This window comes from Streptomyces sp. NPDC015345 (assembly GCF_043078805.1).
GTDB lineage: Bacteria > Actinomycetota > Actinomycetes > Streptomycetales > Streptomycetaceae > Streptomyces.
In genome coordinates this window covers 398,363-421,485 of record NZ_JBIBTX010000003.1, presented here as the reverse complement: position 1 = coordinate 421,485, position 23,123 = coordinate 398,363, and the positions used below count along the sequence as shown (strand labels likewise).

The 23,123-nt window shown below is 70.5% G+C and carries 21 protein-coding genes; 14 read left to right on the top strand and 7 right to left on the bottom strand.

Annotated elements, in window-relative coordinates:
• The first annotated feature begins 8 nt into the window (after window positions 1–8).
• Window positions 9–596, top strand: coding sequence for a GNAT family N-acetyltransferase (locus ACF062_RS14210; protein ID WP_392138047.1), 588 nt, complete (start codon window positions 9–11; stop codon window positions 594–596).
• Between the two features lie 12 nt (window positions 597–608).
• On the opposite strand, the gene ACF062_RS14205 is transcribed toward ACF062_RS14210, so the two are convergent.
• The 6 genes from ACF062_RS14205 to ACF062_RS14180 all read right to left on the bottom strand — a co-directional run bounded on the left by ACF062_RS14205 (window position 609) and on the right by ACF062_RS14180 (window position 7,147).
• The gene (locus tag ACF062_RS14205) at window positions 609–779 is read right to left on the bottom strand and encodes a hypothetical protein (protein WP_392138045.1); all 171 of its coding nucleotides are present in this window, start codon (window positions 777–779) and stop codon (window positions 609–611) included.
• A 247-nt stretch (window positions 780–1,026) separates the two neighbouring features.
• The gene (locus ACF062_RS14200; RefSeq protein WP_392138043.1) at window positions 1,027–2,067 is read right to left on the bottom strand and encodes an ABC transporter ATP-binding protein; all 1,041 of its coding nucleotides are present in this window, start codon (window positions 2,065–2,067) and stop codon (window positions 1,027–1,029) included.
• Between the two features lie 26 nt (window positions 2,068–2,093).
• Window positions 2,094–3,164, bottom strand: coding sequence for an ABC transporter ATP-binding protein (locus tag ACF062_RS14195; RefSeq protein WP_392138041.1), 1,071 nt, complete (start codon window positions 3,162–3,164; stop codon window positions 2,094–2,096).
• 12 nt (window positions 3,165–3,176) lie between these two features.
• Window positions 3,177–4,157: an ABC transporter permease gene (locus ACF062_RS14190; RefSeq protein WP_223776582.1), complete on the bottom strand. Its 981-nt coding sequence runs from the start codon at window positions 4,155–4,157 to the stop codon at window positions 3,177–3,179.
• Between the two features lie 91 nt (window positions 4,158–4,248).
• Complete coding sequence (locus tag ACF062_RS14185; protein ID WP_392138039.1) at window positions 4,249–6,036, bottom strand: ABC transporter substrate-binding protein; 1,788 nt, start codon at window positions 6,034–6,036, stop codon at window positions 4,249–4,251.
• 85 nt (window positions 6,037–6,121) lie between these two features.
• Window positions 6,122–7,147, bottom strand: coding sequence for an ABC transporter permease (locus ACF062_RS14180; RefSeq protein WP_392138037.1), 1,026 nt, complete (start codon window positions 7,145–7,147; stop codon window positions 6,122–6,124).
• Between the two features lie 365 nt (window positions 7,148–7,512).
• Here ACF062_RS14180 and ACF062_RS14175 point away from each other — a divergent pair, with 365 nt between their 5' ends.
• Genes ACF062_RS14175 through ACF062_RS14155 form a run of 5 tightly spaced genes read left to right on the top strand, consistent with a single transcriptional unit; the run spans window position 7,513 to window position 13,119 of the window.
• Window positions 7,513–9,132, top strand: a complete 1,620-nt coding sequence (locus ACF062_RS14175; protein WP_392138036.1) for an ABC transporter substrate-binding protein — start codon at window positions 7,513–7,515, stop codon at window positions 9,130–9,132.
• 16 nt (window positions 9,133–9,148) lie between these two features.
• Window positions 9,149–10,072, top strand: a complete 924-nt coding sequence (locus ACF062_RS14170) for an ABC transporter permease (protein WP_392138034.1) — start codon at window positions 9,149–9,151, stop codon at window positions 10,070–10,072.
• Window positions 10,065–11,051, top strand: coding sequence for an ABC transporter permease (locus ACF062_RS14165; RefSeq protein ID WP_392138032.1), 987 nt, complete (start codon window positions 10,065–10,067; stop codon window positions 11,049–11,051). Before ACF062_RS14170 ends, ACF062_RS14165 begins: the two co-directional genes overlap by 8 nt.
• A 6-nt stretch (window positions 11,052–11,057) precedes the next feature.
• A complete protein-coding gene (locus tag ACF062_RS14160; protein WP_392138030.1) occupies window positions 11,058–12,092 on the top strand; it encodes an ABC transporter ATP-binding protein in 1,035 nt (344 codons plus the stop codon).
• Entirely contained in the window at window positions 12,079–13,119 is a 1,041-nt protein-coding gene (locus tag ACF062_RS14155; protein WP_392138028.1) for an ABC transporter ATP-binding protein, read from the top strand. Before ACF062_RS14160 ends, ACF062_RS14155 begins: the two co-directional genes overlap by 14 nt.
• 8 nt (window positions 13,120–13,127) lie before the next feature.
• On the opposite strand, the gene ACF062_RS14150 is transcribed toward ACF062_RS14155, so the two are convergent.
• A complete protein-coding gene (locus ACF062_RS14150; RefSeq protein WP_392138026.1) occupies window positions 13,128–15,308 on the bottom strand; it encodes a prolyl oligopeptidase family serine peptidase in 2,181 nt (726 codons plus the stop codon).
• A 147-nt stretch (window positions 15,309–15,455) separates the two neighbouring features.
• Here ACF062_RS14150 and ACF062_RS14145 point away from each other — a divergent pair, with 147 nt between their 5' ends.
• The 8 genes from ACF062_RS14145 to ACF062_RS14110 all read left to right on the top strand — a co-directional run bounded on the left by ACF062_RS14145 (window position 15,456) and on the right by ACF062_RS14110 (window position 23,114).
• On the top strand, window positions 15,456–15,650 hold the full coding sequence (locus tag ACF062_RS14145; protein ID WP_127909498.1) for a hypothetical protein: 195 nt from the start codon (window positions 15,456–15,458) through the stop codon (window positions 15,648–15,650).
• A 50-nt stretch (window positions 15,651–15,700) separates the two neighbouring features.
• Entirely contained in the window at window positions 15,701–16,624 is a 924-nt protein-coding gene (mshB, locus tag ACF062_RS14140; protein ID WP_392138024.1) for an N-acetyl-1-D-myo-inositol-2-amino-2-deoxy-alpha-D-glucopyranoside deacetylase, read from the top strand.
• 116 nt (window positions 16,625–16,740) lie between these two features.
• Window positions 16,741–17,109, top strand: coding sequence for a DUF6113 family protein (locus tag ACF062_RS14135; RefSeq protein WP_392138858.1), 369 nt, complete (start codon window positions 16,741–16,743; stop codon window positions 17,107–17,109).
• A gap of 165 nt (window positions 17,110–17,274) precedes the next feature.
• Window positions 17,275–19,410, top strand: a complete 2,136-nt coding sequence (locus tag ACF062_RS14130) for a hypothetical protein (RefSeq protein WP_392138022.1) — start codon at window positions 17,275–17,277, stop codon at window positions 19,408–19,410.
• A 140-nt stretch (window positions 19,411–19,550) separates the two neighbouring features.
• The gene (locus ACF062_RS14125) at window positions 19,551–20,498 is read left to right on the top strand and encodes an ABC transporter ATP-binding protein (RefSeq protein ID WP_392138856.1); all 948 of its coding nucleotides are present in this window, start codon (window positions 19,551–19,553) and stop codon (window positions 20,496–20,498) included.
• Window positions 20,492–21,250 (top strand): ABC transporter permease, encoded by a 759-nt coding sequence (locus tag ACF062_RS14120; RefSeq protein WP_392138020.1) that lies wholly within the window; start codon window positions 20,492–20,494, stop codon window positions 21,248–21,250. Before ACF062_RS14125 ends, ACF062_RS14120 begins: the two co-directional genes overlap by 7 nt.
• Window positions 21,247–22,467 carry a sensor histidine kinase gene (locus ACF062_RS14115; RefSeq protein ID WP_392138019.1) on the top strand — a complete coding sequence of 407 codons (1,221 nt, stop codon included), beginning with the start codon at window positions 21,247–21,249 and terminating at the stop codon, window positions 22,465–22,467. The genes ACF062_RS14120 and ACF062_RS14115 overlap by 4 nt, the downstream gene beginning before the upstream one ends.
• Window positions 22,464–23,114, top strand: coding sequence for a response regulator transcription factor (locus ACF062_RS14110; protein WP_392138017.1), 651 nt, complete (start codon window positions 22,464–22,466; stop codon window positions 23,112–23,114). Before ACF062_RS14115 ends, ACF062_RS14110 begins: the two co-directional genes overlap by 4 nt.
• Window positions 23,115–23,123 lie beyond the last annotated feature (9 nt).

The following is a 23,123-nucleotide window of genomic DNA, read 5'->3' as shown; positions in this document are numbered from 1 at the left end:
GCAGAACCATGAAGAACCGCTCCCACTCCCCGCTCCTGCCCCCACCGGCCTCGGACGGGCCGCTGTTGCGGCCCTGGCGGCGCGGGGACGCCCCCGCTGTCCTGGAGGCGTTCGCCACCCCGGAGATGGCCCGTCAGGCCGATCAGCCCGTCGACTCCCTCGACGCGGCGGCTCGTTGGACAGGCCGCCGCACCGCCGAGTGGGAGGCCGGTTCGGCGTACGCCCTCGCGGTGGTGGACGGCACCACCGGCACGGTCGTCGGCAACGTCGCGGTGGGCGCCGTCAACCGACTCCACGGCCTCGGCTGGGTGTCGTACTGGACGACACCGGCCGCGCGGGGCAAGGGCGTCGCCACATACGCCTGCAGAGCGGTGGCGCGGTGGGCCTTCGACGACTTGGGGCTGTTCCGGCTGGAGCTGGGCCACCGCACCAACAACCGCGCCTCCTGCCGCGTGGCCGAGGCGGCCGGCTTCACGGTGGAGGGCCTGCAACGCCAGAGGCTGGAGTACGACGGGGTCCGTCATGACGTGGAGCTGCACGCACGGTTGGCCACGGACCCGGACCCGGACCCGGACCCGGCCCCGGACCCGGGGTGAGACGCGCCTGCCTCAGCCCTCGCCGTCGCCAGGCTTCCCGTACCGCCGGAGATCGATGGTCTCCAATCTCCAGGGGCCGAACGGCGCGACGTCACCGAAGATGTACGGCTCCTTGCGCGGGTAACGGCCCACGCACGGCTCTGAGTGCACTTCGATCGTGCCGGTCCGAGGGGCGACGATCATGTAGCGGCGGATGCCCGTGGCCGGGTAGTCGGACAGTTTCTACTCGGCGATCGCACGCATCTTGGCGTAGTCCATGCCTGGAGGGTAGCCAGAACGGCCTGGCCGGAGCGGCTGCCGTAGGGCGCCCCTGCCCCGGAACCGGCTCCGCCCCCGCTCGGGTCAAGGGGGAGGGGGCGGAGCTGGTTCCGGGCGGGCGGGGCCGGGCCCGGAGGGGTGGGCAGGGCCCCGGTCCGAGGGCGGACGCCGGTCAGAGGGACTTGCGTGCCGCGGGGACGGACAACTCGGCGGCGTCCTCCGGGTAGTGGCACGCCGTCAGGTGCCCGCCGCGGTTGCCGTCGATCTGGACCAGCGGCGGGTCCTCCGACGCGCACTTGTCCGTCGCCTTCCAGCAGCGCGTGCGGAAGCGGCAGCCGGAGGGCGGGTTGACCGGGGACGGGACGTCGCCCGTGAGCAGGATGCGCTCGCGGCGCGGGGCGTCGTCCGCCGTCGCCTCGGGGACGGCCGACAGGAGCGCCTTCGTGTAGGGGTGGCGAGGATTGCCGTACAGGTCCTCGCGGTCCGCGATCTCCACGATCCGGCCCAGGTACATCACCGCGACCCGCTGCGAGAAGTGCCGCACCACCGCCAGGTCGTGCGCGATGAACAGGAAGGCGATGTTCAGTTCCTTCTGGAGCTTCTGGAGAAGGTTCACCACCTGCGCCTGGATCGACACGTCGAGGGCCGAGACCGGCTCGTCCGCGACGATCAGTCTGGGTTCGAGGGCCAGCGCCCGCGCCACGCCGATGCGCTGCCGCTGACCGCCCGAGAACTCGTGCGGGAAGCGGTTGTAGTGCTCCGGGTTGAGGCCGACCGTCTCCAGGAGTTCGCGGACCCGGGCCTCCCGGCCGCCCGCCGGGTTGATGCCGTTGACCTCCATCGGACCAGAGATGATCTTGCCGACCGTCTGGCGCGGGTTCAGCGACGCGTACGGGTCCTGGAAGATCATCTGGATCTCCGAGCGGACCGGCGCCAGCTCCTTGCGCGAGGCGTGCGTGATGTCCTTGCCCCGGTAGGAGATCTTGCCGCCGGTCGGTTCGAGGAGGCGCGTGATCAGGCGGCCCGTCGTCGACTTGCCGCAGCCGGACTCACCGACCAGGCCGAGGCTCTCGCCCTCGGCGACGGTGAAGTCCAGGCCGTCCACCGCCTGCACGGCACCGATCTTCCGCTTGAACGGGAAGCCGCCCATGATCGGAAAGTGTTTGGTCAGCCCGCTGACATCCAAAAGAGGAGTGGGAGTGGTGCTGCTCATTGGAGTGAAGTCCCGTCTCTTGTACGTCAGTCGCGTCGGTCGGCGGTGCTCGTGCCACGCTCGGCAGCGCCCGCGGAACCCGCGGAACCCGCGAAGCCCGTGAAGAGCTCCGACCGCTGCTCCGAGGTGAGGTGGCAGGCGGCGCCCCGGCCCCCGGTCAGTTCGAGGAGCGGCTGCTCGCCCGAGCAGCGCCCGCCCCCGACCTGCTCGGTGAACGTGCACCGCGGGTGGAAGCGGCACCCGGAGGGCGGGTTGAGGAGGCTCGGCGGGGTGCCGGGGATGGGCGAGAGCGGCACGTCCACCGGGCCGTCCAGCGACGGCATGGAGCCCAGCAGGCCCCAGGTGTAGGGGTGCTGCGGCGAGCGCAGTACCTCCTTCTTCGTGCCGCGCTCCACGCACCGGCCGCCGTACATCACGAGGACGTCGTCCGCGATGTCCGCGATCACGCCGAGGTCGTGGGTGATGAAGATGATCGACGTGCCGAACTCCTGCTGGAGGTCCTTGAGCAGGTCCATGATCTGCGCCTGGACCGTCACGTCGAGGGCCGTGGTCGGCTCGTCCGCGATCAGCAGCGTCGGGTTGCAGACCAGCGACATCGCGATCATCGCGCGCTGGCGCATACCGCCGGAGAACTGGTGCGGATAGTCGTCCACGCGCAGGTCCGGCTGCGGGATGCCGACCTTCGTCAGCATCTCGATGGAGCGCGCCCGCGCCTCCTTCTTGGAGGCCCCGGTGTGCTTGCGGTACGTCTCGCCGATCTGCCGGCCGATGGTGTGGTACGGCGACAGGGAGGCGAGCGCGTCCTGGAAGATCATCGCCATCTTGTTGCCGCGCAGCCGCTCCAGCTCCCGCTCGGTGGCGGTGAGGAGCTCCTGTCCGTCGAGCAGGATCTCGCCGTCGATGGCCGTGCTGTCCTTGTGGTGCAGGCCGAGGATGGCGAGGTTGGTGACGGACTTGCCGGAGCCGGACTCGCCGACGATGCCGAGGGTCTTGCCCTGCTCCAGGTCGAAGTCGAGGCCGTCCACGGCCTTGACCACGCCGTCCTCGGTGGAGAAGTGGACGCGCAGGTCGCGTACGGAGAGGAAGGGGGTGCTCATGGGTTCCGGCTCCTAGGCGAGGCGCACGCGCGGGTCGATGAGGGCGTAGATCGCGTCGACGATGATGTTGAAGACGACGATCGCCGTGGCGGCCACCAGCACGACACCGAGCAGCATCGGCAGGTCGCTGGTGTTGACCGCGCGGACCGACAGGTCACCGATGCCGTGCAGGGCGAAGGTCTTCTCGGTGATGATCGCGCCGCCGAGCAGGACGCCGAGGTCGAGGCCGAAGATCGTGACGATCGGGCCCATCGCGCCGCGCCAGGCGAAGCGGAAGAAGACCGAGCGGCCGGACAGGCCCTTGGCGCGCGCCGTACGGACGTAGTCCTCGCTGAGGGTCTCGACCATCTGGGAGCGCGTCATACGGGTGTAGTTCGCCGTGAAGATCAGGGAGAGGACCATCCACGGGATCATCAGGCCCGAGAACCAGGCGCCCGGATCCTCGCTGAACGGCGTGTACTGCGGCCGGTCCAGCCACTGGAGCTGGTAGGTGAAGAGGTACACGGCGAAGACGCCGACGACGTAGATCTGGAGCGACGACGCGATCAGCGACGCGGACGAGGCGATCTTGTCGATGAGCTTGCCCTGCTTGCGGGCGGCCAGCATGCCGGTGCCCACACCGAAGATGACGAAGACGAAGGCCGCGCCGAGCGAGAGCGACACGGTGGTCGGGAAGCGGTCCAGGATCGTGCCGAGGACGGGCTCACGGTTGCGGAAGGAGTAACCGAGGCACGGCGCGGGGCAGTTGCCGAACGAGGCGTAGTCACGGCCGACGAACAGGCCCTGGAACCAGTGCCAGTACTGCACCGGCAGCGAATCGGCGATCCCCAGGTTGTGCCGCACCAGGTCCAGGGTCTCCGGGGAGCAGACCTTGCCGCAGGCCAGCCGGGCGGGGTCGCGCGGGGCGGCGTAGAAGAGGACGAAGACGAGAACGCTGATGATCAGCAGGATCACCGCGCCACCGGCGATGCGGCGAAGGAGGAAGCGGAGCATGGCAGTTGGTTTTCCTGACGGATGCCGTGGGTGAGGAGAGGGCGGGGCGGCCCTCGGCGAGGAGGGGCCGCCCCACCACAGGGGTCGGTCGTCAGGCCTTGACGTAGGTCTTGTAGATCAGCGTCGCGGCGAACTGCGGGTCGTGCTGGGCTCCACCGACCTTGGAACCGTGCAGGTAGAAGCGGCGCTGGTAGGTCTCCGGGATGATCGGCACGACCTCCGTCATGATCTTCTTGTCGAGCTCGGCCCAGGCCTTGCCGGCCTCCTTCTGGTCCGAGATCTCGGCGTTCTTCTTGATCGCCTCGTTGATCCAGTCGACGTCGGTCTGCGAGATGTTGTTCTGGCCGTCGCCGATGGCCGCACCGTCGAAGAGCGGCTGGATGAGGGTGTAGGCGGTCGGCCAGTCCGGGGACCAGCCGAACCACATCACGTCGAACTTGTTGTCGATGCGCTGTGCCTGGTCGTAGTAGTCCGTCGAGTTCAGCGGCTTGATGACCGGGTCGAAGCCCGCGGCCTTCAGCGCGTTCTCGATGACGACCTTGGTCTTGTCGTACGAGGGGCGCTGCGGGAAGGCGTAGACGATCTTCTGGCCGAGCTTGCCGGCCTTCTTCAGGACGGCCTTGGCGCGCTCCGGGTCGCCGGCGGGCTTCTTCAGCTTGCCGAAGACGTCGAACTTCTCGCGGCCGATGATGTCGGGGCTGAGGATCGTCGTCGCCAGCTCACCGGCCGACTCGCCGCCGTAGATCCGGCGGATCTGCTCCAGCGGCCAGGCGATGTTGAGGGCCTTGCGCACCTCGACGTCGGTGATGCGCTTGGTGTTGATGGCGTAGTAGTACGTGCCGGAGGACAGGCCGTTGAAGGACCGCTTCTTGATGGCCGGGTTGGAGAGCACCTTCTGCATGCGCTCGGCCGGGATCGGCTCGTAGATGGCGATCATCTGCTGGTCCTTGCCCTGGTCCGCGATGAAGCGGTCGCAGGAGTCAAGGCCCGTCGGCCCGAACTCGAACTCGAAGCTGTCCGGGTAGGCGGTGCGGATCGGGTCGGTCTTCGGGTCCCAGTGCTTGTTGCGCGTCAGCGTCATCGACTTGTCGATGGAGCGGTGCTTGACGATGTAGGGGCCGCAGGAGAAGGGCGTCTTGTCGTACTTCTCCTTGGTGTCGTGCTTGACGGGCACGGGGGAGTACGAGGTCATCGCCAGCGTGAAGTTGAAGTCCGGGCGGGCTTCCTTCAGCTTGAAGGTGATCGTCTTCTTCGCCTTGTCGGTGACGATCGAGTCCAGGTGGTCACCGCCGTACGGGCCCTTGTAGCCCTCACGCCACTTGGCGCCCTTGCCGGTCAGCGCCATCTGGACGTACGAGGCGCCCTCGGTGATGAAGGAGGCCCAGGAGCGCTCTATGCCGTGGCGGACGTCCTCGACGGTCAGCTCACTGCCGTCCTGCCACTTCAGGCCGTCCTTCAGCGTGAAGGTCCAGGTCTTGTTGCCGTCGGACGCCTTGCCCACGTCGGTCGCCAGGTCACCGACGAGGGTCATGCCGCCCTTGGGGTCGATGTAGTAGCCGGTGAGGGCGCGGGCGTAGAGCATGGCGACCGAGGAGTTGTACGCGAAGTAGATGCGCTGCGGGTCCATGTGCGACACGTCGTCCTCGGCGACGCCGTAGATCGTGCCGCCCTTCTGCGCGCCCTCGACCTCGGGGGCAGGGCCCTTGGAGTCCTCCGCGCTGCCGATCTTGACGTGGGCGCCCGTGTACTCGGTGGCGCCACCGTGGTTTCCGCCCTTGCCGCCGTTGCCGGAGCCGCCGCTGCTGCACGCGGACAGGACCATCGATCCGGCCGCCGCGACCGAGGTCGCGACGACGAAGTTTCTGCGGGAGAGAGACATCTGGCTACCAACCCTGAGTGTCGAGAGAAGAGGAGCGGAGGACGGCCCGGCACTGCCCCGTCGCGGGTGCCGGGCTTGGGGAGTGTCAGCGTTTGGTCTTCGGGTCCAGCGCGTCGCGCACCGAGTCGCCGAGGAGGTTGAAGGCGACGACGAAGATCACCATCGCGATGCCGGGGAAGGCCATGTACGTGATGTCCTGCTCGTACACCTCGGAGGCGCGCTGGATCATCACGCCCCAGTCGGGGGTGGGCTCCTGAAGTCCCACGCCCAGGAAGGCGAGTCCGGCCTCCGCGGTGACGAACATCGGCAGGGCGAGCGTGGCCTGGATCAGGATCGGCGTCCACAGGTTGGGGAGCAGTTCCTTGAAGATGATCCGGGCCGGCGAGGCCCCGGTCACCTTCGCCGCCTCCACGAACTCCCGCTCGCGCAGGGCCAGTACCTCACCGCGCAGCAGTCGGGCGATGGAGGCCCAGCCGAAGGCCGTCATCACCGCGATGAGGCTGGTGACCGTGAGCCAGGTCGGTGTCTTGTCCTCCGGGGCCACGACAACGGAGATCATCACCGGCCAGAAGGCGATGAAGAAGAGCGTCGAGGGGAAGGCCAGCAGGATGTCGATGACCCGGCCGATGAAGTAGTCGGTCTTGCCGCCGAGATAGCCGGCCGTGACGCCGACCGCGATGCCGATGAGCGTCACCAGGATCGTGGTGGCCGCGGCGATCAGCAGCGAGTTGCGCATGCCGTACAGCAGGAAGGTCAGCACGTCCCGGCCGAGCTGCGGCTCGATGCCGAACCAGAACTCGCTGTCGATGCCGCCGTTTGGCTTGATCGGATAGCTGAACTCGTTGAACAGGCTGGGGTCGTTCACGCCGTACGTGGTGTACGGATCCTTGCCGTAGAGCTTCGAAATCAGTGGTGCGCACAGCGAGATGACGAAGAAGAAGAGCACGACGCACGCGGCGGTCACACCCGACTTGTCCCTCTTGAACCGAGTCCAGGCGAGCCGCCCCGGCGAACGGCCCTCGCTGCCCTGCTTCTTGGGCGAGGAGGGGTTGCCGTCGGTCTTGCCCGTCACTTCAAGCGTGGCGGCAGCGGCGGGAGTTGGCGAGGTCATGGCGCTCCAGGCCCGGAGGGGTCATCAGGATTCCGCAGGACAACCAGGCACCTACGGGCTAGGCGCGACTTTCGCAAGGCGTTTCCCACGCGGTCAATGAATGTTGGTCCGACTTGATGGGCTCTTGGGATCCTTGACCATGTCTTTGCTCAATCAAGGCCATGGCATTGCCTTGGCGTAATCAAGCGTGATGGACAAGGTGGCGCGATACGGGGCAAGCACGGCAATGAGTCCGATATGCGGGCGCCGCCGTCTCGGAATGCGTACATCCGGATGGGCTCGGACACGTACGGGTGGGGTAAATATGCGGTTCATCCTGCTTGCGGTGATATTGGGCGATACATATCCCGGAACAGGAGATCTCCATGCGTGGAGCCACGCACGCCAGGTGGGCCGCATGCGCGGTGGCCGTCGTCGTCGCGGCGGCCGCCTGTGGCGGCGGCGGAAGCGGCGGCGGCCCCGGGGTCGTGACCTCCTCCTGGGGCGACCCGCAGAATCCGCTGGAACCCGCGAACACCAACGAGGTCCAGGGCGGCAAGATCCTCGACATGATCTTCCGGGGCCTCAAGCGGTACGACCCGAAGACCGGCGAGGCCAAGAACATGGTCGCCGAGTCGATCGCGACGAAGGACGCGCGGAACTTCACCGTCAAGATCAAGAGGGGCTGGACGTTCAGCAACGGCGAGAAGATCACCGCCAAGTCCTTCGTGGACGCCTGGAACTACGGCGCGAACGCCCGGAACAACCAGAAGAACGCGTACTTCTTCGGCTATATCGACGGATACGACAAGGTCCACCCCGAGCAGGGCGACCCGAGCGCCGAGACCCTCTCCGGGCTGAAGGTCGTCGACGACACCACCTTCACCGTCAAGCTCTCCCAGAAGTTCTCCACCTGGCCCGACACCCTCGGCTACCCCACCTTCGCGCCGCTGCCCAAGGCGTTCTACGACGACCACGACGCCTGGCTCGCCAAACCCGTCGGCAACGGCCCGTACACCGTCGACGCGTACACCAAGGGCTCACAGATGTCCCTGCGCAAGTGGGACGCGTACCCGGGCGAGGACAAGGCGCGCAACGACGGGGTGGACATGCAGGTCTACACCGACAACAACACCGCCTACACCAACCTCATGGCGGGCAACCTCGACCTCGTCGACGACGTGCCCGCGGCGCAGCTCAGGAACGCCGAGAGCGACCTCGGCGACCGGTACATCAACACCCCCGCCGGCATCATCCAGACCCTCGCCTTCCCCTTCTACGACGAGGAGTGGAACAAGCCGGGCCGGGAGAAGGTCCGCCGGGGACTGTCCATGGCGATCAACCGCGAGCAGATCACCGAGACGATCTTCCAGAAGACGCGGACGCCCGCCACCGACTGGACCTCGCCGGTGCTCGGCAAGGACGGCGGCTACGAACCCGGGCTCTGCGGCGACGCCTGCGCGTACGACGCCGCGCGCGCCAGGCGGCTGGTCGAGGAGGGCGGCGGCATCCCCGGCGGCCGGCTGAGGATCACGTACAACGCGGACACCGGATCGCACAAGGAGTGGGTCGACGCCGTCTGCAACTCCATCAACAAGGCGCTCCAGAAGGACAAGGCCTGCGTCGGCAACCCCGTCGGCACCTTCGCCGACTTCCGCAGCCAGGCGTCCGAGCAGCGGCTCGACGGGCCCTGGCGCGCGGGCTGGCAGATGGACTATCCGCTGATCCAGAACTTCCTGGAGCCGAACTACTTCACGGACGCCTCGTCCAACGACGGCAAGTTCTCCGACAAGGAGTTCGACAGGCTCGTCAACGAGGCCAACGGAGAGACGGACACCGCCAAGGCCGTCGCCACGTTCCAGAAGGCCGAGAAGATCCTCGCCGAGAAGATGCCGGCCATCCCGCTCTGGTACCAGAACGGCAGCGCGGGCCACTCGGACCGGATCTCCGACGTCGCGCTGAACCAGTTCAGCGTGCCGGTGTACGAGCAGATCACGGTGGACTGAGAAGCCGGAGGCGGCCATGGGACGTTATGTGATCCGGCGTCTGCTCCAGATGATCCCGGTCTTCTTCGGCGCCACCCTGCTGATCTTCTTGATGGTGCACGTGATGGGCGACCCCGTCGCGGGCCTGTGCGGGGACCGCGCCTGCGACGCCGCCACGGCCACGCGGCTGAAGCAGGAGTTCGGCCTGGATGAGCCGGTGGGGCAGCAGTACCTGACCTACATGGGCAACGTCTTCGTCGGCGACTTCGGCACCGCCTTCAACGGCCAGCAGGTCACCGAGCTGATGGCGGCCGCCTTCCCCGTCACCATCCGGCTGACCCTCGTCGCCGTCGTCTTCGAGATCGTCATCGGCATCTCGCTCGGCGTCCTCACCGGGCTGCGGCGCGGGCGGCCCATCGACACCGCCGTACTGCTGCTCACGCTCGTGGTGATCTCCGTCCCGACGTTCGTCACCGGACTCGTGCTCCAGCTGCTGCTCGGCGTCCGATGGGGCGTCATCAAGCCGTCCGTGTCCAGCGAGGCGCCCGTCGACCAACTGCTGATCCCGGGGCTCGTCCTCGCCTCGGTCTCCCTCGCGTACGTGACCCGCCTGACCCGCACCTCCATCGCGGAGAACCGGCGCGCCGACTACGTGCGCACCGCCGTCGCCAAGGGACTGCCCCGGCGCCGCGTCATCACCCGGCACCTGCTGCGCAACTCCCTCATCCCCGTCGTCACCTTCATCGGCACGGACGTGGGCGCGCTGATGGGCGGCGCGATCGTCACCGAGCGGATCTTCAACATCCACGGCGTCGGCTTCCAGCTCTACCAGGGCATCCTGCGCCAGAGCACCCAGACCGTCGTCGGCTTCGTGACCGTACTCGTCCTGGTCTTCCTGCTGGCCAACCTCATCGTCGACCTCCTGTACGCCGTACTCGACCCGAGGATCCGCTATGCCTGAACCCCATCAGCCGGAGCGCGCGATCGCGGCCACCGGCGCGGGCGGCGCCATGGACCTCGCCGCCAGCGAGGCGACCTCGCTGGCGGCGACGCCCGGCGGCCCCGGCGGCCCCGATGGCAGCGGTCCCGCGGCACCCGCCCGCAGCCTGTGGTCGGACGCCTGGCGGGACCTGCGGCGCAACCCGGTCTTCCTCGTCTCGGGCCTGATCATCGTCTTCCTCCTCGTCATCTCCCTGTGGCCCTCGCTCATCGCCACCGGAAACCCGCTGGCCTGCGACCTCGCCAACGCGCAGAAAGGTTCCGCCCCCGGTCACCCCTTCGGCTTCAACGAACAGGGCTGCGACGTCTACACCCGGGTCGTCCACGGCACCCGGGTCTCCGTCACCGTCGGCGTCTGCGCCACGCTCGGCGTCGCGCTCCTCGGCAGCGTCCTCGGCGGGCTCGCCGGGTTCTTCGGCGGTGTGGGGGACGCGGTCCTCTCGCGGATCACCGACGTCTTCTTCGCCATCCCCGTCGTCCTCGGCGGCCTCGTGCTGCTGTCCGTGGTGACCAGCTCCACCGTCTGGCCCGTGGTCGGCTTCATGGTGCTGCTCGGCTGGCCGCAGATCTCCCGCATCGCGCGCGGCTCGGTCATCACCGCCAAGCAGAACGACTACGTCCAGGCGGCGCGGGCGCTCGGCGCCTCCAACACCCGGCTGCTCCTGCGCCACATCACGCCGAACGCCGTCGCCCCCGTGATCGTCGTCGCGACCATCGCGCTCGGTACGTTCATCGCGCTCGAAGCCACGCTCTCCTACCTCGGCGTCGGACTGAAGCCGCCGACGGTGAGCTGGGGCATCGACATCTCGGCCGCCTCCCTCTACATCCGCAACGCCCCGCACATGCTGCTCTGGCCGGCCGGTGCGCTGGCCGTCACCGTGCTCGCGTTCATCATGCTCGGCGACGCCGTGCGCGACGCCCTCGACCCGAAGCTGAGGTAAGCGCCCATGGCAACCGCTTCCGAGGCGTCTCCCGAAGCGTCCACGACGCTCCTCGAAGTACGCGACCTGCACGTCGAGTTCCGGACCAGGGACGGCATCGCCCAGGCCGTCAACGGCGTCGACTACGCCGTCAGCGCGGGCGAGACGCTGGCCGTGCTCGGCGAGTCAGGCTCGGGCAAGTCCGTGACCGCCCAGGCCGTCATGGGCATCCTCGACACACCGCCGGGCAGGATCACCGCGGGCGAGATCCTCTTCCAGGGCCGCGACCTGCTGAAGCTCAAGGAGGGCGAGCGGCGCGAGGTCCGCGGCGCGGGCATGGCGATGATCTTCCAGGACGCCCTGTCGTCCCTGAACCCGGTGCTGAGCGTCGGCGATCAGCTCGCCGAGATGTACGTCGTCCACCGGGGCATGTCCAAGAAGGACGCCAGGGCCAAGGCCATCGAACTGATGGACCGGGTGCGCATCCCGGCCGCCCGCGAACGCGTCGGCCAGTACCCGCACCAGTTCAGCGGCGGCATGCGCCAGCGCATCATGATCGCCATGGCGATGGCCCTTGAGCCCTCCCTCATCATCGCCGACGAGCCGACCACCGCCCTCGATGTCACCGTCCAGGCACAGGTGATGGACCTCCTCGCGGAGCTCCAGCGCGAGCTGCACATGGGCCTGATCCTCATCACCCACGACCTCGGGGTCGTCGCCGACGTCGCCGACACGATCGCCGTCATGTACGCGGGCCGGATCGTCGAGAGGGCCCCCGTCCACGAGATCTACCGGGCGCCCGCCCACCCGTACACGCGCGGCCTGCTCGCCTCCATCCCGCGCCTGGACCAGAAGGGCCAGGACCTCTACGCGATCAAGGGCCTGCCGCCCAACCTCATGAACATCCCGCCCGGCTGCGCCTTCCACCCCCGCTGCCCCCTGGCCCAGGACGTCTGCGTCACCGAGGAACCGCCGCTGGCCCGGGTGACGTACGAGGGCCTCGTCGCGGAACGCAGGAGCGCCTGCCACTTCTGGAAGGAGACGCTCGATGCCACACGGTGAGACCGGGCGCGAACCGATCCTCCAGGTGCGCGGCCTGGTCAAGCACTACCCGCTGACCCAGGGCATCGTCGTCCGCAAGCAGGTCGGCGCCGTCAAGGCCGTGGACGGCGTCGACTTCGACCTCTTCCAGGGCGAGACGCTCGGCATCGTGGGGGAGTCGGGCTGCGGCAAGTCGACGGTCGCCAAGATGCTGGTCAACCTGGAGCGGCCGACGGCCGGCGAGATCCGCTACAAGGGCGAGGACATCACACGGCTCTCGGGCCGGGCCCTGAAGGCGGTCCGCCGCAACATCCAGATGGTCTTCCAGGACCCGTACACCTCACTGAACCCCCGGATGACCGTCGGCGACATCATCGGGGAGCCCTACGAGATCCATCCCGAGGTCGCGCCGAAGGGCTCGCGGCGGCAGAAGGTGCGGGAACTCCTCGACGTGGTGGGGCTCAACCCCGAGTACGTCAACCGCTATCCGCACCAGTTCTCCGGCGGCCAGCGCCAGCGCATCGGCATCGCGCGCGGCCTCGCGCTCAGGCCCGAGGTCATCGTCGCCGACGAGCCGGTCTCCGCGCTCGACGTCTCCGTCCAGGCCCAGGTCATCAATCTCCTGGACCAGCTCCAGACCGAGTTCGACCTCAGCTACCTTTTCATCGCCCACGACCTGTCGATCGTGCGGCACATCTCCGACCGGGTCGGGGTGATGTACCTCGGCCGGATCGTGGAGACCGGCACGGACGCGGAGATCTACGAACACCCGACGCACCCCTACACGCAGGCGCTGCTCTCCGCCGTGCCGGTCCCCGACCCCGAGGCGCGCGAGCACCGGGAGCGGATCATCCTCACCGGCGACGTGCCCTCGCCCGCCAACCCGCCCTCGGGCTGCCGCTTCCGCACCCGCTGCTGGAAGGCGCGGGAGCGGTGCGCCCTGGAGGTGCCGGCGCTCGCGGTGCCCGCCGAGTTCCGGTACACGCAAGGGCCCGCCGCGCACGACTCGGCCTGCCACTTCGCCGAGGAGAAGCAGGTCGTGCCGTAGCCGGGGCGCTACGCGAGGCCCAGCGACCGCTTCAGGAAGTCCGCCTGGTGCAGCAGCAGATTCTCCGCGACCTGCTCCTGCGGCATCATGTGCGTCACGCCGGACAGCGGCAGGACCTCGTGCGGGCGGCCCTCGGCGAGCAGCGCCGAGGAGAGCCGCAGCGAGTGCGCCACCACCACGTTGTCGTCCGCGAGGCCGTGCACGATCAGCATCGGACGGTGCGGCCCGGCGGCCGCCTCCACCAGGCCGTCGTCCCAGACCAGGGAGTTGTGGCGGTACGTCTGCGGGGTCCGGGTCGGGTCGCCCAGGTACCGCTCCTCGTAGTGCGTGTCGTACAGCCGCAGATCCGTCACGGGCGCGCCGACCACCGCCGCGTGGAAGACGTCGGGGCGGCGCAGCGCGGCCATCGCGGCGAGGTAGCCGCCGTAGGACCAGCCCCGGATCGCGACGCGCTCCAGGTCCAGGGGGTACGCCCCGGTCGCCGCGAGGGCGTGCAGGGCCTCGACCTGGTCGTCGAGGGTCAGCGTGAGGTCGTTCTTGATCGACTTCTCCCAGGCGGGGGAGCGGCCCGGGGTGCCGCGGCCGTCCGCGACGACCACCGCGAAGCCCTGATCGGCGAACCACTGCGAGGTGAGGAAGACGTTCTGCGCCCGCTGGACCCGCTGCCCGTGCGGCCCGCCGTACGGATCGAGCAGTACCGGAAGCGGCCCGTCCGCCGCCTTGTAATCCGTGGGGAGCAGGACGGCGCACGGAATCCGCCGCGTGCCCCCTTCGGTCAGCGTCACGCGCGGCGTGAGCCCCGGGCGCTGGGCGTGTGAGGCGACGGTGGCGACCCGCTTGCCGTCGCGCAGCACCTGGACCGACGCGCCGGGACGTTCCAGGGTGGCCGAGACGAGCACGGTGACACCGCCCGCCCGCACCGCCGCGTGCACGCCGGGTTCCCGCGAGAGGCGCTCCACACCCAGTTCGTTGACGCGGTAGACGTGGATCTCACCGGTCTCAGGGCAGGCCGCCGCCTCGCCCGCCGACGCCGAGACGAGGATGTCCTCCTCCGTCACGTCCAGCACCGCGCGGACATGCAACTGCGCCCCCGTCAGCGGCCGTTCGCCCCAGGCCAGGACCCGCGCGCCGCCCTCGTCGACGATCCGCACCAGCTTGCCGCTGGGGGACCAGGAGGGCACTCCGGGGAAAAGTTCCAGCCAGTCGGCGTCCTCCTCGGCATGCACCATTCGGGTGGATCCGTCCCCGGGGTTCACCGCGAGGTACAACTGGCTCCGCTGGTCGCGGGACTGCACGAGCAGCAGCGGCGCACCATCCGCCGACCAGTGCACCCGGCCCAGATAGGGGAAGCGGACGCGGTCCCACACCACCTCCGTGCGCGACCCGTCCAGGCCGAGGACGAACAGGCGTACGTCGGCGTTGGCCGTGCCCGCGGCGGGATACGCGACCTTCGTGGGCTCGCGGTCCGGGTGCGCGGGGTCCGTGATCCACCACCGCAGGACAGGGCTGTCGTCGACCCGCGCGACGAGCAGCCGCGTGGAGTCGGGCGACCACCAAAAGCCCCGGTGCCGCGCCATCGACTCGGCCGCGACATGCTCCGCGAGACCGTACGTGACGGTTCCGGTGTGGCCGGATTCCGGCTCCGCCAGCGCCCGGTCACCCTCGCCGTCGGCGCCCGTCACACGCAGGGCGCCCTGGGCGACGTACGCGACATGCCGGCCGTCCGGCGAGGGGCGCGGGTCGATCACCGGTCCCCGCGCGGGCAGTTCGCGCGCCGTGCCCGCGCGCAGCTCCGCCGTGAAGAGCCGGCCCGACAGCGCGAACGCCGCCAGCTCCACCGCCGCGTCCGTCGCATAGCCCACGATGCCCGCGCCGCCCTCCCGGCTGCGCTCGCGCCGCGTCCGCTCCCGCGCGGAGAGCCGCTCGGGCGCGCCGCCGAGCAGCACGCCCGGATCGGCCGAGAGTCGCTCACGGGAGCCGTCCGCGAGGTCCAGGACCCAGAGCTGGTGCGCCCGGTCCGTTTCGGACGGCGAGCGCAGGAACACCACCCGCGAGCCGTCGGGCGCCACCGTGAACGCACGGGGCGCACCCAGGGTGAACCGCTGCGTGCGGGCGCTCTGCCGCGGGAAGGAGAGCCGTGGTGCCGGGCTCTCGTCGGGCCTGCGGATGCCGGGGTTCTCGGTGGTCATCCCCCGAGCCTAGGCCGCATGCGCCCCCCTGTGCTGCCGTGCTCCGAGTCATGCGTCCGCACGGATAGTTATGATCCGTAGCGCTTGGTGGGTATGAACCTGCTGGCGTCCGCACTGGGTTACGGCAACGACTTGGAGGTGACCGCCGTGGCACTCTCGATTTCGGCGGTGGTGCTGCTGGCGATCATCGTCTTCTTGCTGGTCAAGAAGTCAGGGCTGAAAGCGGGGCACGCTGTCGTCTGTACGCTGCTCGGCTTCTACCTGGCGAGCTCGTCCATCGCCCCGACGATCAGCGAGCTGACGACGAACGTGGCGGGGATGATCGGCGACATCAAGTTCTGACCCTTCTCCCTGGACCCTCGCCCTCCTCACCTTCCTCGTAGGGTGGTCCCATGACGGAACCGCCCGCCCGGCGCCTGCTGCTCGTGCACGCGCACCCCGACGACGAGTCGATCAACAATGGCGCGACCATGGCCAAGTACGCGGCCGAGGGCGCCCATGTCACGTTGGTCACCTGCACGCTGGGCGAGGAGGGCGAGGTCATCCCGCCCGGGCTCGCCCACCTCGCCGCCGACCGTGAGGACTCGCTGGGGTCCTGGCGCGTGGGCGAGCTGGCCGCAGCCATGAAGGAGCTGGGGGTCACCGACCACCGCTTCCTCGGCGGCCCCGGCCGCTACCGCGACTCCGGGATGATGGGCACCGAGCAGAACCACCGCCCCGGCGCCTTCTGGTCGGCCGACCCCGACGAGGCGGCCGCCCATCTCGTCGAGGTGATCCGCGAGGTCCGGCCGCAGGTCCTGATCACGTACGACCCCGACGGGGGCTACGGCCACCCCGACCACATCCAGGCGCACCGCGTCGCCATGCGCGCCGCCGACCTCGCGGCCGAACCGGCCTTCCGCCGCGACCTCGGGGAGCCGCACACGATCGCCAAGATCTACTGGAACCGCGTCCCGCGGTCCGTGGCCGAGGAGCGGTTCCGGCGGCTGGAGGGGCAGTTGCGGCACTCGCCGTTCACGGCCCCCGCCGCCGTAGCGGACGTCCCCGGCGTCACGGACGACGAGCGGATCACGACGGAGATCGACGGCGGCCCCTTCAAGGCGGCCAAGGCGGCGGCGATGCGCGCCCACGCCACGCAGATCACGGTGAGCGAGCCGCTCTTCGTCCTCTCCAACGAACTGGCACAGCCACTCTTCGAGGTGGAGTACTACGAGTTGGTTCGGGGAGAAGCGTCCGCAGAAGACACGATCCGCGAGACCGATCTCTTCGCCGGGCTCGAAAGGGTGACGGATGTGGCTGAGGTGACCGCGCTGTGAGTACGCGATCTCGTGCGTCGTCGGGGGCCGGTTCCGGGGCCTCGGAGACTCCGGGCGCCTCGGGCTCCGCCACGACGCCCGCCCCGGCGCCCGCCGGGAGCTTCCTCGCCCAGCCGCTGAGGGCGGGGCGACTCGCCGCGTACGCCGGACTGTTCGTGCTCGGCGCCGTCGTCGGCGCCGCGGGCGCCCTCGTCCAAGGCGGCTTCTTCCCCGCCGGGTTGCTGCTCGCCCTGCTCGGCGCCGCCGGCGCCTTCTATGGCGGCGCGCGGGCGGTCGGCACCAAGGCGGGGGCCGTCGCGGCCGCCGCCGGCTGGCTGGTCGCGGTGATGCTGCTGACCGCCACCAGACCCGAGGGGGACTTCCTCTTCGGTGCGGGCCTCGGCTCGTACGGCTTCCTGCTCGGCGGCATGGCGGTGGCTGTGATGTGCGCCACCCTCGGGCAGCGGCCGCAACCGGGCGTGTCCGGCGCCCGACTTGGCAAGTGACGTACCACTTCAGCCCGTGTCCCGCACGGGTTTGACGCCGGTCACAGGATGAGCGCCGACGGCGGCCAGTATGGTGGTGCGGCCGCCGAGCCTCCCCCAACCTCCGGCCGGGGGGACCCCGGATGAGGTCGAGACGGGCGGCGGAGTCAACCAGGAGAACCTGCCTTGAGTCGTGAAACTGACAGTTCGTCCTCCGGGCCCCAGGGGCGCGGTGGAGCCGCATACCCCTCGGGGACGCCGCCGTACGGCTCCCCGGCGCAGGGCGCTGCCGCGGACGGCGGCGCGGACGGCGGGCGGCCCGGCGAACCCGAGACCCAGACCACGCTGACCACGCGCATCCGGATCAACATCCCCGGTTCGCGGCCCATCCCACCGGTCGTCATGCGTACGCCCGTCGGTGACGAGGGCGGCTCCCGGGGCGACGCCCCGGGCGGGGACCGTGCGGATGGCGAAAGCCGCCGTGATGGCGCGCCGGGGGCTCCCGGCGCGGCGGACGCGGGCGCGGCGGGCAGGGGCGGGGCCCCGGCCGCGTCCCACGCGGGCGCCGGCTCCCAGGGTTCCGGTGACGGCGGCGGTTCCGGGGCCGGGCCGGCCTCCGGTGACGGCGGCGCGGGCGGTTCCGGCGGCTCAGGCTCCGGTTCCGGTTCCGGTTCCGGTTCCGAGGAGAAGACCAGCGACTGGTTCGCGCCGCGCAAGCCCGCGCGGGGCGAGAGCGGCGCGTCGGGCGGCTCGCCCGCGGCCGGTTCCGGCGGCCAGAACGGCCCCGGCGGCTCCGGATCGGGCTCCTTCGACGTGTCCGGCGCCGTGGCGTCGGGCCCGCTCGGCTCGGGGACACCGCAGGGCGGCGACCTGCCGTACTTCTCCCAGGGCTCAGGCGCCGGTTCCAGCGGCTCTCAGGACGCACAGGGCGCACAGGACTTCAGGGGGCCCGCGGGCCCGACCGGCGGCCCCGTGACGGGCGACAGCCCGCTGGCCCCGCCCGGCGCCCGCCCCTCGGGCCCCGGCGGCGGCTCCGGCGGCCCCGCGGCGCGTCCGCCGCGTTCGGGTGCCATGAGCGACGACACCGCGATCCTGACGCCGCAGAAGGCCGGACCCGTCTCGCCGCCTTCCGGCGGCCAGCGCCCGCCCGCGGGCGGTCCCGGTTCCCTGCCCGGCGGCCCCGGCGCCCCGACGCCCGGCACCAACGTCTCCGGGGACACGCTGACCAGCGGCATCCCCGTCGTACCGCCCACGCAGGACAACTCGCCCTTCCCGGCGGGGCCGCAGGGTGACGGGGCGATGTCGCACACGCCGCCGAAGCTGCCGGAGCCGGTGCGCTCCGACGTGCCGGCCGCCGCGCCCGCAAAGAAGAAGAAGGGCCGCAACAAGCTGGTCCTCCTCGCGGTCGCCGTGGTCGTCGTGGCCTGCGGGGCGTACGGCGCGGGTCTGTTGATGAACCACGCGGACGTGCCGAAGGGCACCACGGTGCTCGGCGTCGACATCGGCGGCGGCACCCGTGACGAGGCCGTCAAGAAGCTCGACGACGCCATCGGCGCGCGCGTCACCAAGCCCCTGAAGCTGTCGGTGGACGGCGAAACGGTCACGCTCAAGCCCGACCAGGCCGGCCTGACCGTGGACAGCCAGGCCACCGTCCGCGTGGCGGCGGGCAGCGACTACAACCCCGTCTCCGTGATCGGTTCGCTCTTCGGCAACCAGCGCGTCGTCGACCCGGTCGTGCCCGTCGACGAGGAGAAGCTGGCGGCCGCCCTGGAGCGCGCCGCGGGCGGCTCGGGCTCGGCGCAGGACGGCACGGTCAAGTTCGTGCCCGGCAAGGCCGTCCCCGTCTACGGCAAGGTCGGCAAGGGCATCGACGCCGACGCCTCGACGACCGCGGTCGCGCAGGCGTACCAGAAGCAGGTCGAGACGGGCAGCGCGGGCGCCGTCCAGGTCCCGGTCACCACCCGCAAGCCGACGGTCTCCAAGGCGGAGGTCGACAAGTTCATGACCCGGTTCGCGAAGCCGGCGATGTCCGCCAACGTCACGATCAAGGCGGGCGGCCGGTCGATCCCGTTCGGCCCGGCGAAGTCCCTGCCGAAGATCCTTGAGGCGAGGCCCACCGACAGCGGCACCCTCCAGCCGCACTTCGACCTCGAAGAACTCAAGAAGCTGTACGGCAACGTCTTCGACGGCATCCTGATCCAGCGCGGCAACGGCGAGAAGACGCCGGTCCAGCCCACGGACGTGGCCGGTGCCATGAACAAGGCGCTGCTCGGCAAGACGCCCGCGGAGCGCATCGGGGTGATCGAGACGAACGCCGGCTGACCGGCGTACGCCGGCTCATCGTCAGGAGGCCGGACGGCCCGCCCAGGTGACCGGGTGAACCGTCCGGCCTCCGGCATGACATCTGTCATCCCGGAGACATCACTCCCGGCACTGCCGCCCCCACCTGCGCTTTTGTGACGATGGTCGGCATGACGACGACCACACTCCCAGCGACCGCCACCAGCGCGGTCAGCTTTGAGCGGGTGACCAAGTCCTACGGCGACGTCCGCGCCGTGGACGGCCTCACGCTCGACCTGCGCCCCGGCGAGACGGTGGCGCTCCTCGGCCCCAACGGCGCGGGCAAGTCCTCCACCCTCGACCTGCTGCTCGGCCTGCGCCGCCCGGACAGCGGCACCGTCCGCGTCTTCGGGACGTCCCCGCGCGAGGCGATCACCGAGGGCCGGGTCGGCGCCATGCTCCAGAGCGGCGGCCTGATGGGCGAGGTCACCGTGCGGGAGATGGTCGAGCTCGCCTGCGCCCTGCACCCGAGGCGCCACCGCGTGAACGACGTGCTCGCCCACGCGGGCATCACACAGATCGCCGACCGCAAGGTCGACAAGCTCTCCGGCGGCCAGGAGCAGCGGGTGCGCTTCGCGCTCGCCACGGCCGGCGCGAACGACCTCATCGTCCTGGACGAGCCGACCACCGGCATGGATGTCACCGCCCGCCAGGCGTTCTGGGCCACCATGCGGGAGCAGGCGGACCAGGGCCGTGCGGTGCTTTTCGCCACGCACTACCTGGAGGAGGCCGACGCGATCGCCGACCGCGTCCTGGTCCTGCACCGCGGCCGCCTCCTCGCCGACGGCACCGCCGCCGAGATCAAGGCGAAGGCGGGCGCCCGCAAGGTCTCCTTCGACCTCGCGGAGATCGGCGCCGAACTGGCCGCGCGCCTCGGGAGGCTGCCGTTCCTGACGTCGCTCGATGTCGCCGGGCGCACGGTCCGCCTCCAGTCCACCGACGCCGACGCGACCGTGCACGCGCTGTACGGACTCGGCGTCTACCCCCGCAACCTCGAAGTCGCCGGGCTCGGCCTTGAGCAGGCCTTCGTGGCGATCACCGCGGCCGAGGAGGCCAAGTCGGCATGCTGACCACCTTGACGTCATGGGCCCTGGTCCGGCTGGAGATCATCCGCGCCCTGCGCAACCGCAAGTTCCTGTTCTTCTCCGTCATCTATCCCGCGATGCTGTTCCTGATCATCGCGGGCAGCCAGGGCGGCTCCGACGAGGTCCCCGGCTCGGGGCTGTCCGTACCCGCGTACGTGATGGTGTCGATGGCGTCCTTCGGCGCCCTCACCGCTGTCCTGATGGGCAACAGCGAGCGCATCGCCAAGGAGCGGGAGAGCGGCTGGGTGCGGCAGCTGCGCCTGACGACGCTGCCCGGCCGCGGCTATGTGCTGGCGAAGACGGCGAGCGCGGCCGTGGTCAGCCTGCCGTCCATCGTCGTGGTGTTCGCCGTCGCCGCCGTCTTCAAGGACGTCCGCTTCGCGGCCTGGCAGTGGCTGGCGCTGACCGGTGCGATCTGGGCGGGCAGCCTCTGCTTCGCGGCGCTCGGCGTGGCCATCGGCTACCTCGCCTCCGGCGACGCGGTCCGCCCGATCACGATGATCGTCTACTTCGGGCTCTCGCTCCTCGGCGGCCTGTGGATGCCGACGACGACCTTCCCGCAGTGGCTGCGGGACGTCGCGTCCTGGCTGCCCACCCACGCGTACGCTGCCCTCGGGCAGGCGATCGAACTGGGCGACGCCCCGCACGCGAAGGACGTCACCCTGCTCGCCGTCTACTTCCTCCTCTTCGCGGGCGGCGCGGCATGGCTGTATCGGAAGGACACACTGAAGCCGTGAGCGAGACCCCCCGCGCCGAGGACGCGCGCGCCATCGACCGCCTCGAAGAGGCCCACCCGCTGCACACCTTCGGCCGACCCGCCCACGACCGCCGCCAGATCCTCGCCAAGTCCCTGTGGATCGGCGTCTGGCTGGTCTTCATGGCGAGCCCCGTGCGGGACCTGCTGACGGCGGAGCGCGGCGCCGCGGCCACGGCGCTGGGCTGGCTCGGCCTGTCGGTCTTCGTGGTCTGCTACCTCGCGCTCGTCTTCCGGTACACCTCACGGGTGCTCGACTGGGGAAGGGTGCACGGGTGGTTCGCGGCGCAGTTCGTCCTGGCGGTCGTCCTCGCCCTCAGCTTCGGCACCAACTGGCTCGGCCTCTTCGTCTACGTCTCCGTGGCCGCGGGCGCGGTGCTGCCGCTGCGCCACGCGGCCTGGGTCATCCCGGCGGTCACCGCCGCGCTGATCGGGGTGGGTCTGCGCACCGACAGCCTCCAGGACCTCCTCGGCAACCTCGCGGTGCTCAACGTCCTCACCGGCTTCGCGATGAGCGGCGTACGCCAGTTGGTGCGTACGACGATCCAGCTCCGCCAGGCACGAGCCACCGTCGCCCAGCTCGCCGCCAACGAGGAGCGGCTGCGGCTGGCCCGGGACCTGCACGACCTGCTCGGCCACTCGCTCTCCCTGATCACGCTCAAGAGCGAACTGGCCGGGCGGATGCTCCCCGACCACCCCGACAGGGCCGCCCAGCAGGTCGCCGACATCGAACAGGTCAGCCGCCAGGCCCTGGTGGACGTCCGCGAGGCCGTCTCCGGGTACCGCAGGCGCACCCTGGCCGGTGAGCTGGCGGGCGCCCGCACCGCCCTGACCGCCGCGGGCATCGAGGCGGACGTCCCGCTCCGGGCGCCCGCCGAACTGCCCGGCGAGGACGGCGAGGCGGCGCTCGCCTGGGCGCTGCGGGAGGCCGTGACCAACGTCGTGCGGCACAGTGGCGCCCGGCGCTGCACGGTGGCGTTCACGGCCCGCCAGACCCTCACGGGGCCGCTCCTGGAACTGACCGTGGAGGACGACGGCGTGGGCGGCTCGGGCACGGCCGCGGGCAACGGCCTGACGGGCCTCGCCGAGCGCGTGGAGGCGGTCGGCGGTGCCCTGGAGACGGGCCCGGCGGGCCGCCGCGGCTTCCGCCTGGCGGCCCGCGTCCCGATGGCCGGGACGGCCGTAGGATCCCCCTCATGACCAGCGAGGACGGCCACGGGGTGGCAGGGGACGGGAGCGCGACGATCAGGGTGCTCCTCGCCGAGGACCAGTCGATGGTCCGCGAGGCGCTCGCGGCGCTGCTCGGCCTTGAGCCGGACATCGAGGTCGTCGCCCAGGTGGCCCGCGGCGACGAGGTGCTCGCGGCGGCCCGCGCCCACGACGTGGACGTGGCGCTCCTCGACATCGAGATGCCCGGGTGCACGGGCATCGAAGCGGCGGCCGAACTGCATGCCGCGCGCCCCGAGTCGAAGATCGTGGTCCTGACCACCTTCGGGCGTCCCGGCTACCTGCGCAGCGCCATGGAGTCCGGCGCCGACGCGTTCCTCGTCAAGGACGCCCCCGCCGCCCAGCTCGCCGAGGCCGTGCGCAAGGTCCTCGCGGGGGAGCGGGTCATCGACCCGACGCTGGCGGCGGCGGCCCTCGCGGAAGGCGCGAACCCTCTCACCGACCGCGAGCGCGAGGTCCTGCGGGCCGCGGCCGACGGGGCCACCAACGCCGAGCTGGCCGACGCCCTGCACCTCTCCCCGGGCACGGTCCGCAACTACCTCTCCACGGCCATCCAGAAGCTCGCCGTCCGCAACCGCGCGGAGGCGGTCAGGACGGCCCGCGACAAGGGCTGGCTCTGACCCGCGGCC

Bases quoted from the DNA above. Each gene is read 5' to 3' on its own strand.
- ACF062_RS14210 (WP_392138047.1), top strand. From the start codon at position 9: ATGAAGAACCGCTCCCACTCCCCGCTCCTGCCCCCACCGGCCTCGGAC.
- ACF062_RS14205 (WP_392138045.1), bottom strand. From the start codon at position 779: ATGATCGTCGCCCCTCGGACCGGCACGATCGAAGTGCACTCAGAGCCG.
- ACF062_RS14200 (WP_392138043.1), bottom strand. From the start codon at position 2,067: ATGAGCAGCACCACTCCCACTCCTCTTTTGGATGTCAGCGGGCTGACC.
- ACF062_RS14195 (WP_392138041.1), bottom strand. From the start codon at position 3,164: ATGAGCACCCCCTTCCTCTCCGTACGCGACCTGCGCGTCCACTTCTCC.
- ACF062_RS14190 (WP_223776582.1), bottom strand. From the start codon at position 4,157: ATGCTCCGCTTCCTCCTTCGCCGCATCGCCGGTGGCGCGGTGATCCTG.
- ACF062_RS14185 (WP_392138039.1), bottom strand. From the start codon at position 6,036: ATGTCTCTCTCCCGCAGAAACTTCGTCGTCGCGACCTCGGTCGCGGCG.
- ACF062_RS14180 (WP_392138037.1), bottom strand. From the start codon at position 7,147: ATGACCTCGCCAACTCCCGCCGCTGCCGCCACGCTTGAAGTGACGGGC.
- ACF062_RS14175 (WP_392138036.1), top strand. From the start codon at position 7,513: ATGCGTGGAGCCACGCACGCCAGGTGGGCCGCATGCGCGGTGGCCGTC.
- ACF062_RS14170 (WP_392138034.1), top strand. From the start codon at position 9,149: ATGGGACGTTATGTGATCCGGCGTCTGCTCCAGATGATCCCGGTCTTC.
- ACF062_RS14165 (WP_392138032.1), top strand. From the start codon at position 10,065: ATGCCTGAACCCCATCAGCCGGAGCGCGCGATCGCGGCCACCGGCGCG.
- ACF062_RS14160 (WP_392138030.1), top strand. From the start codon at position 11,058: ATGGCAACCGCTTCCGAGGCGTCTCCCGAAGCGTCCACGACGCTCCTC.
- ACF062_RS14155 (WP_392138028.1), top strand. From the start codon at position 12,079: ATGCCACACGGTGAGACCGGGCGCGAACCGATCCTCCAGGTGCGCGGC.
- ACF062_RS14150 (WP_392138026.1), bottom strand. From the start codon at position 15,308: ATGACCACCGAGAACCCCGGCATCCGCAGGCCCGACGAGAGCCCGGCA.
- mshB (WP_392138024.1), top strand. From the start codon at position 15,701: ATGACGGAACCGCCCGCCCGGCGCCTGCTGCTCGTGCACGCGCACCCC.
- ACF062_RS14125 (WP_392138856.1), top strand. From the start codon at position 19,551: ATGGTCGGCATGACGACGACCACACTCCCAGCGACCGCCACCAGCGCG.
- ACF062_RS14120 (WP_392138020.1), top strand. From the start codon at position 20,492: ATGCTGACCACCTTGACGTCATGGGCCCTGGTCCGGCTGGAGATCATC.
- ACF062_RS14110 (WP_392138017.1), top strand. From the start codon at position 22,464: ATGACCAGCGAGGACGGCCACGGGGTGGCAGGGGACGGGAGCGCGACG.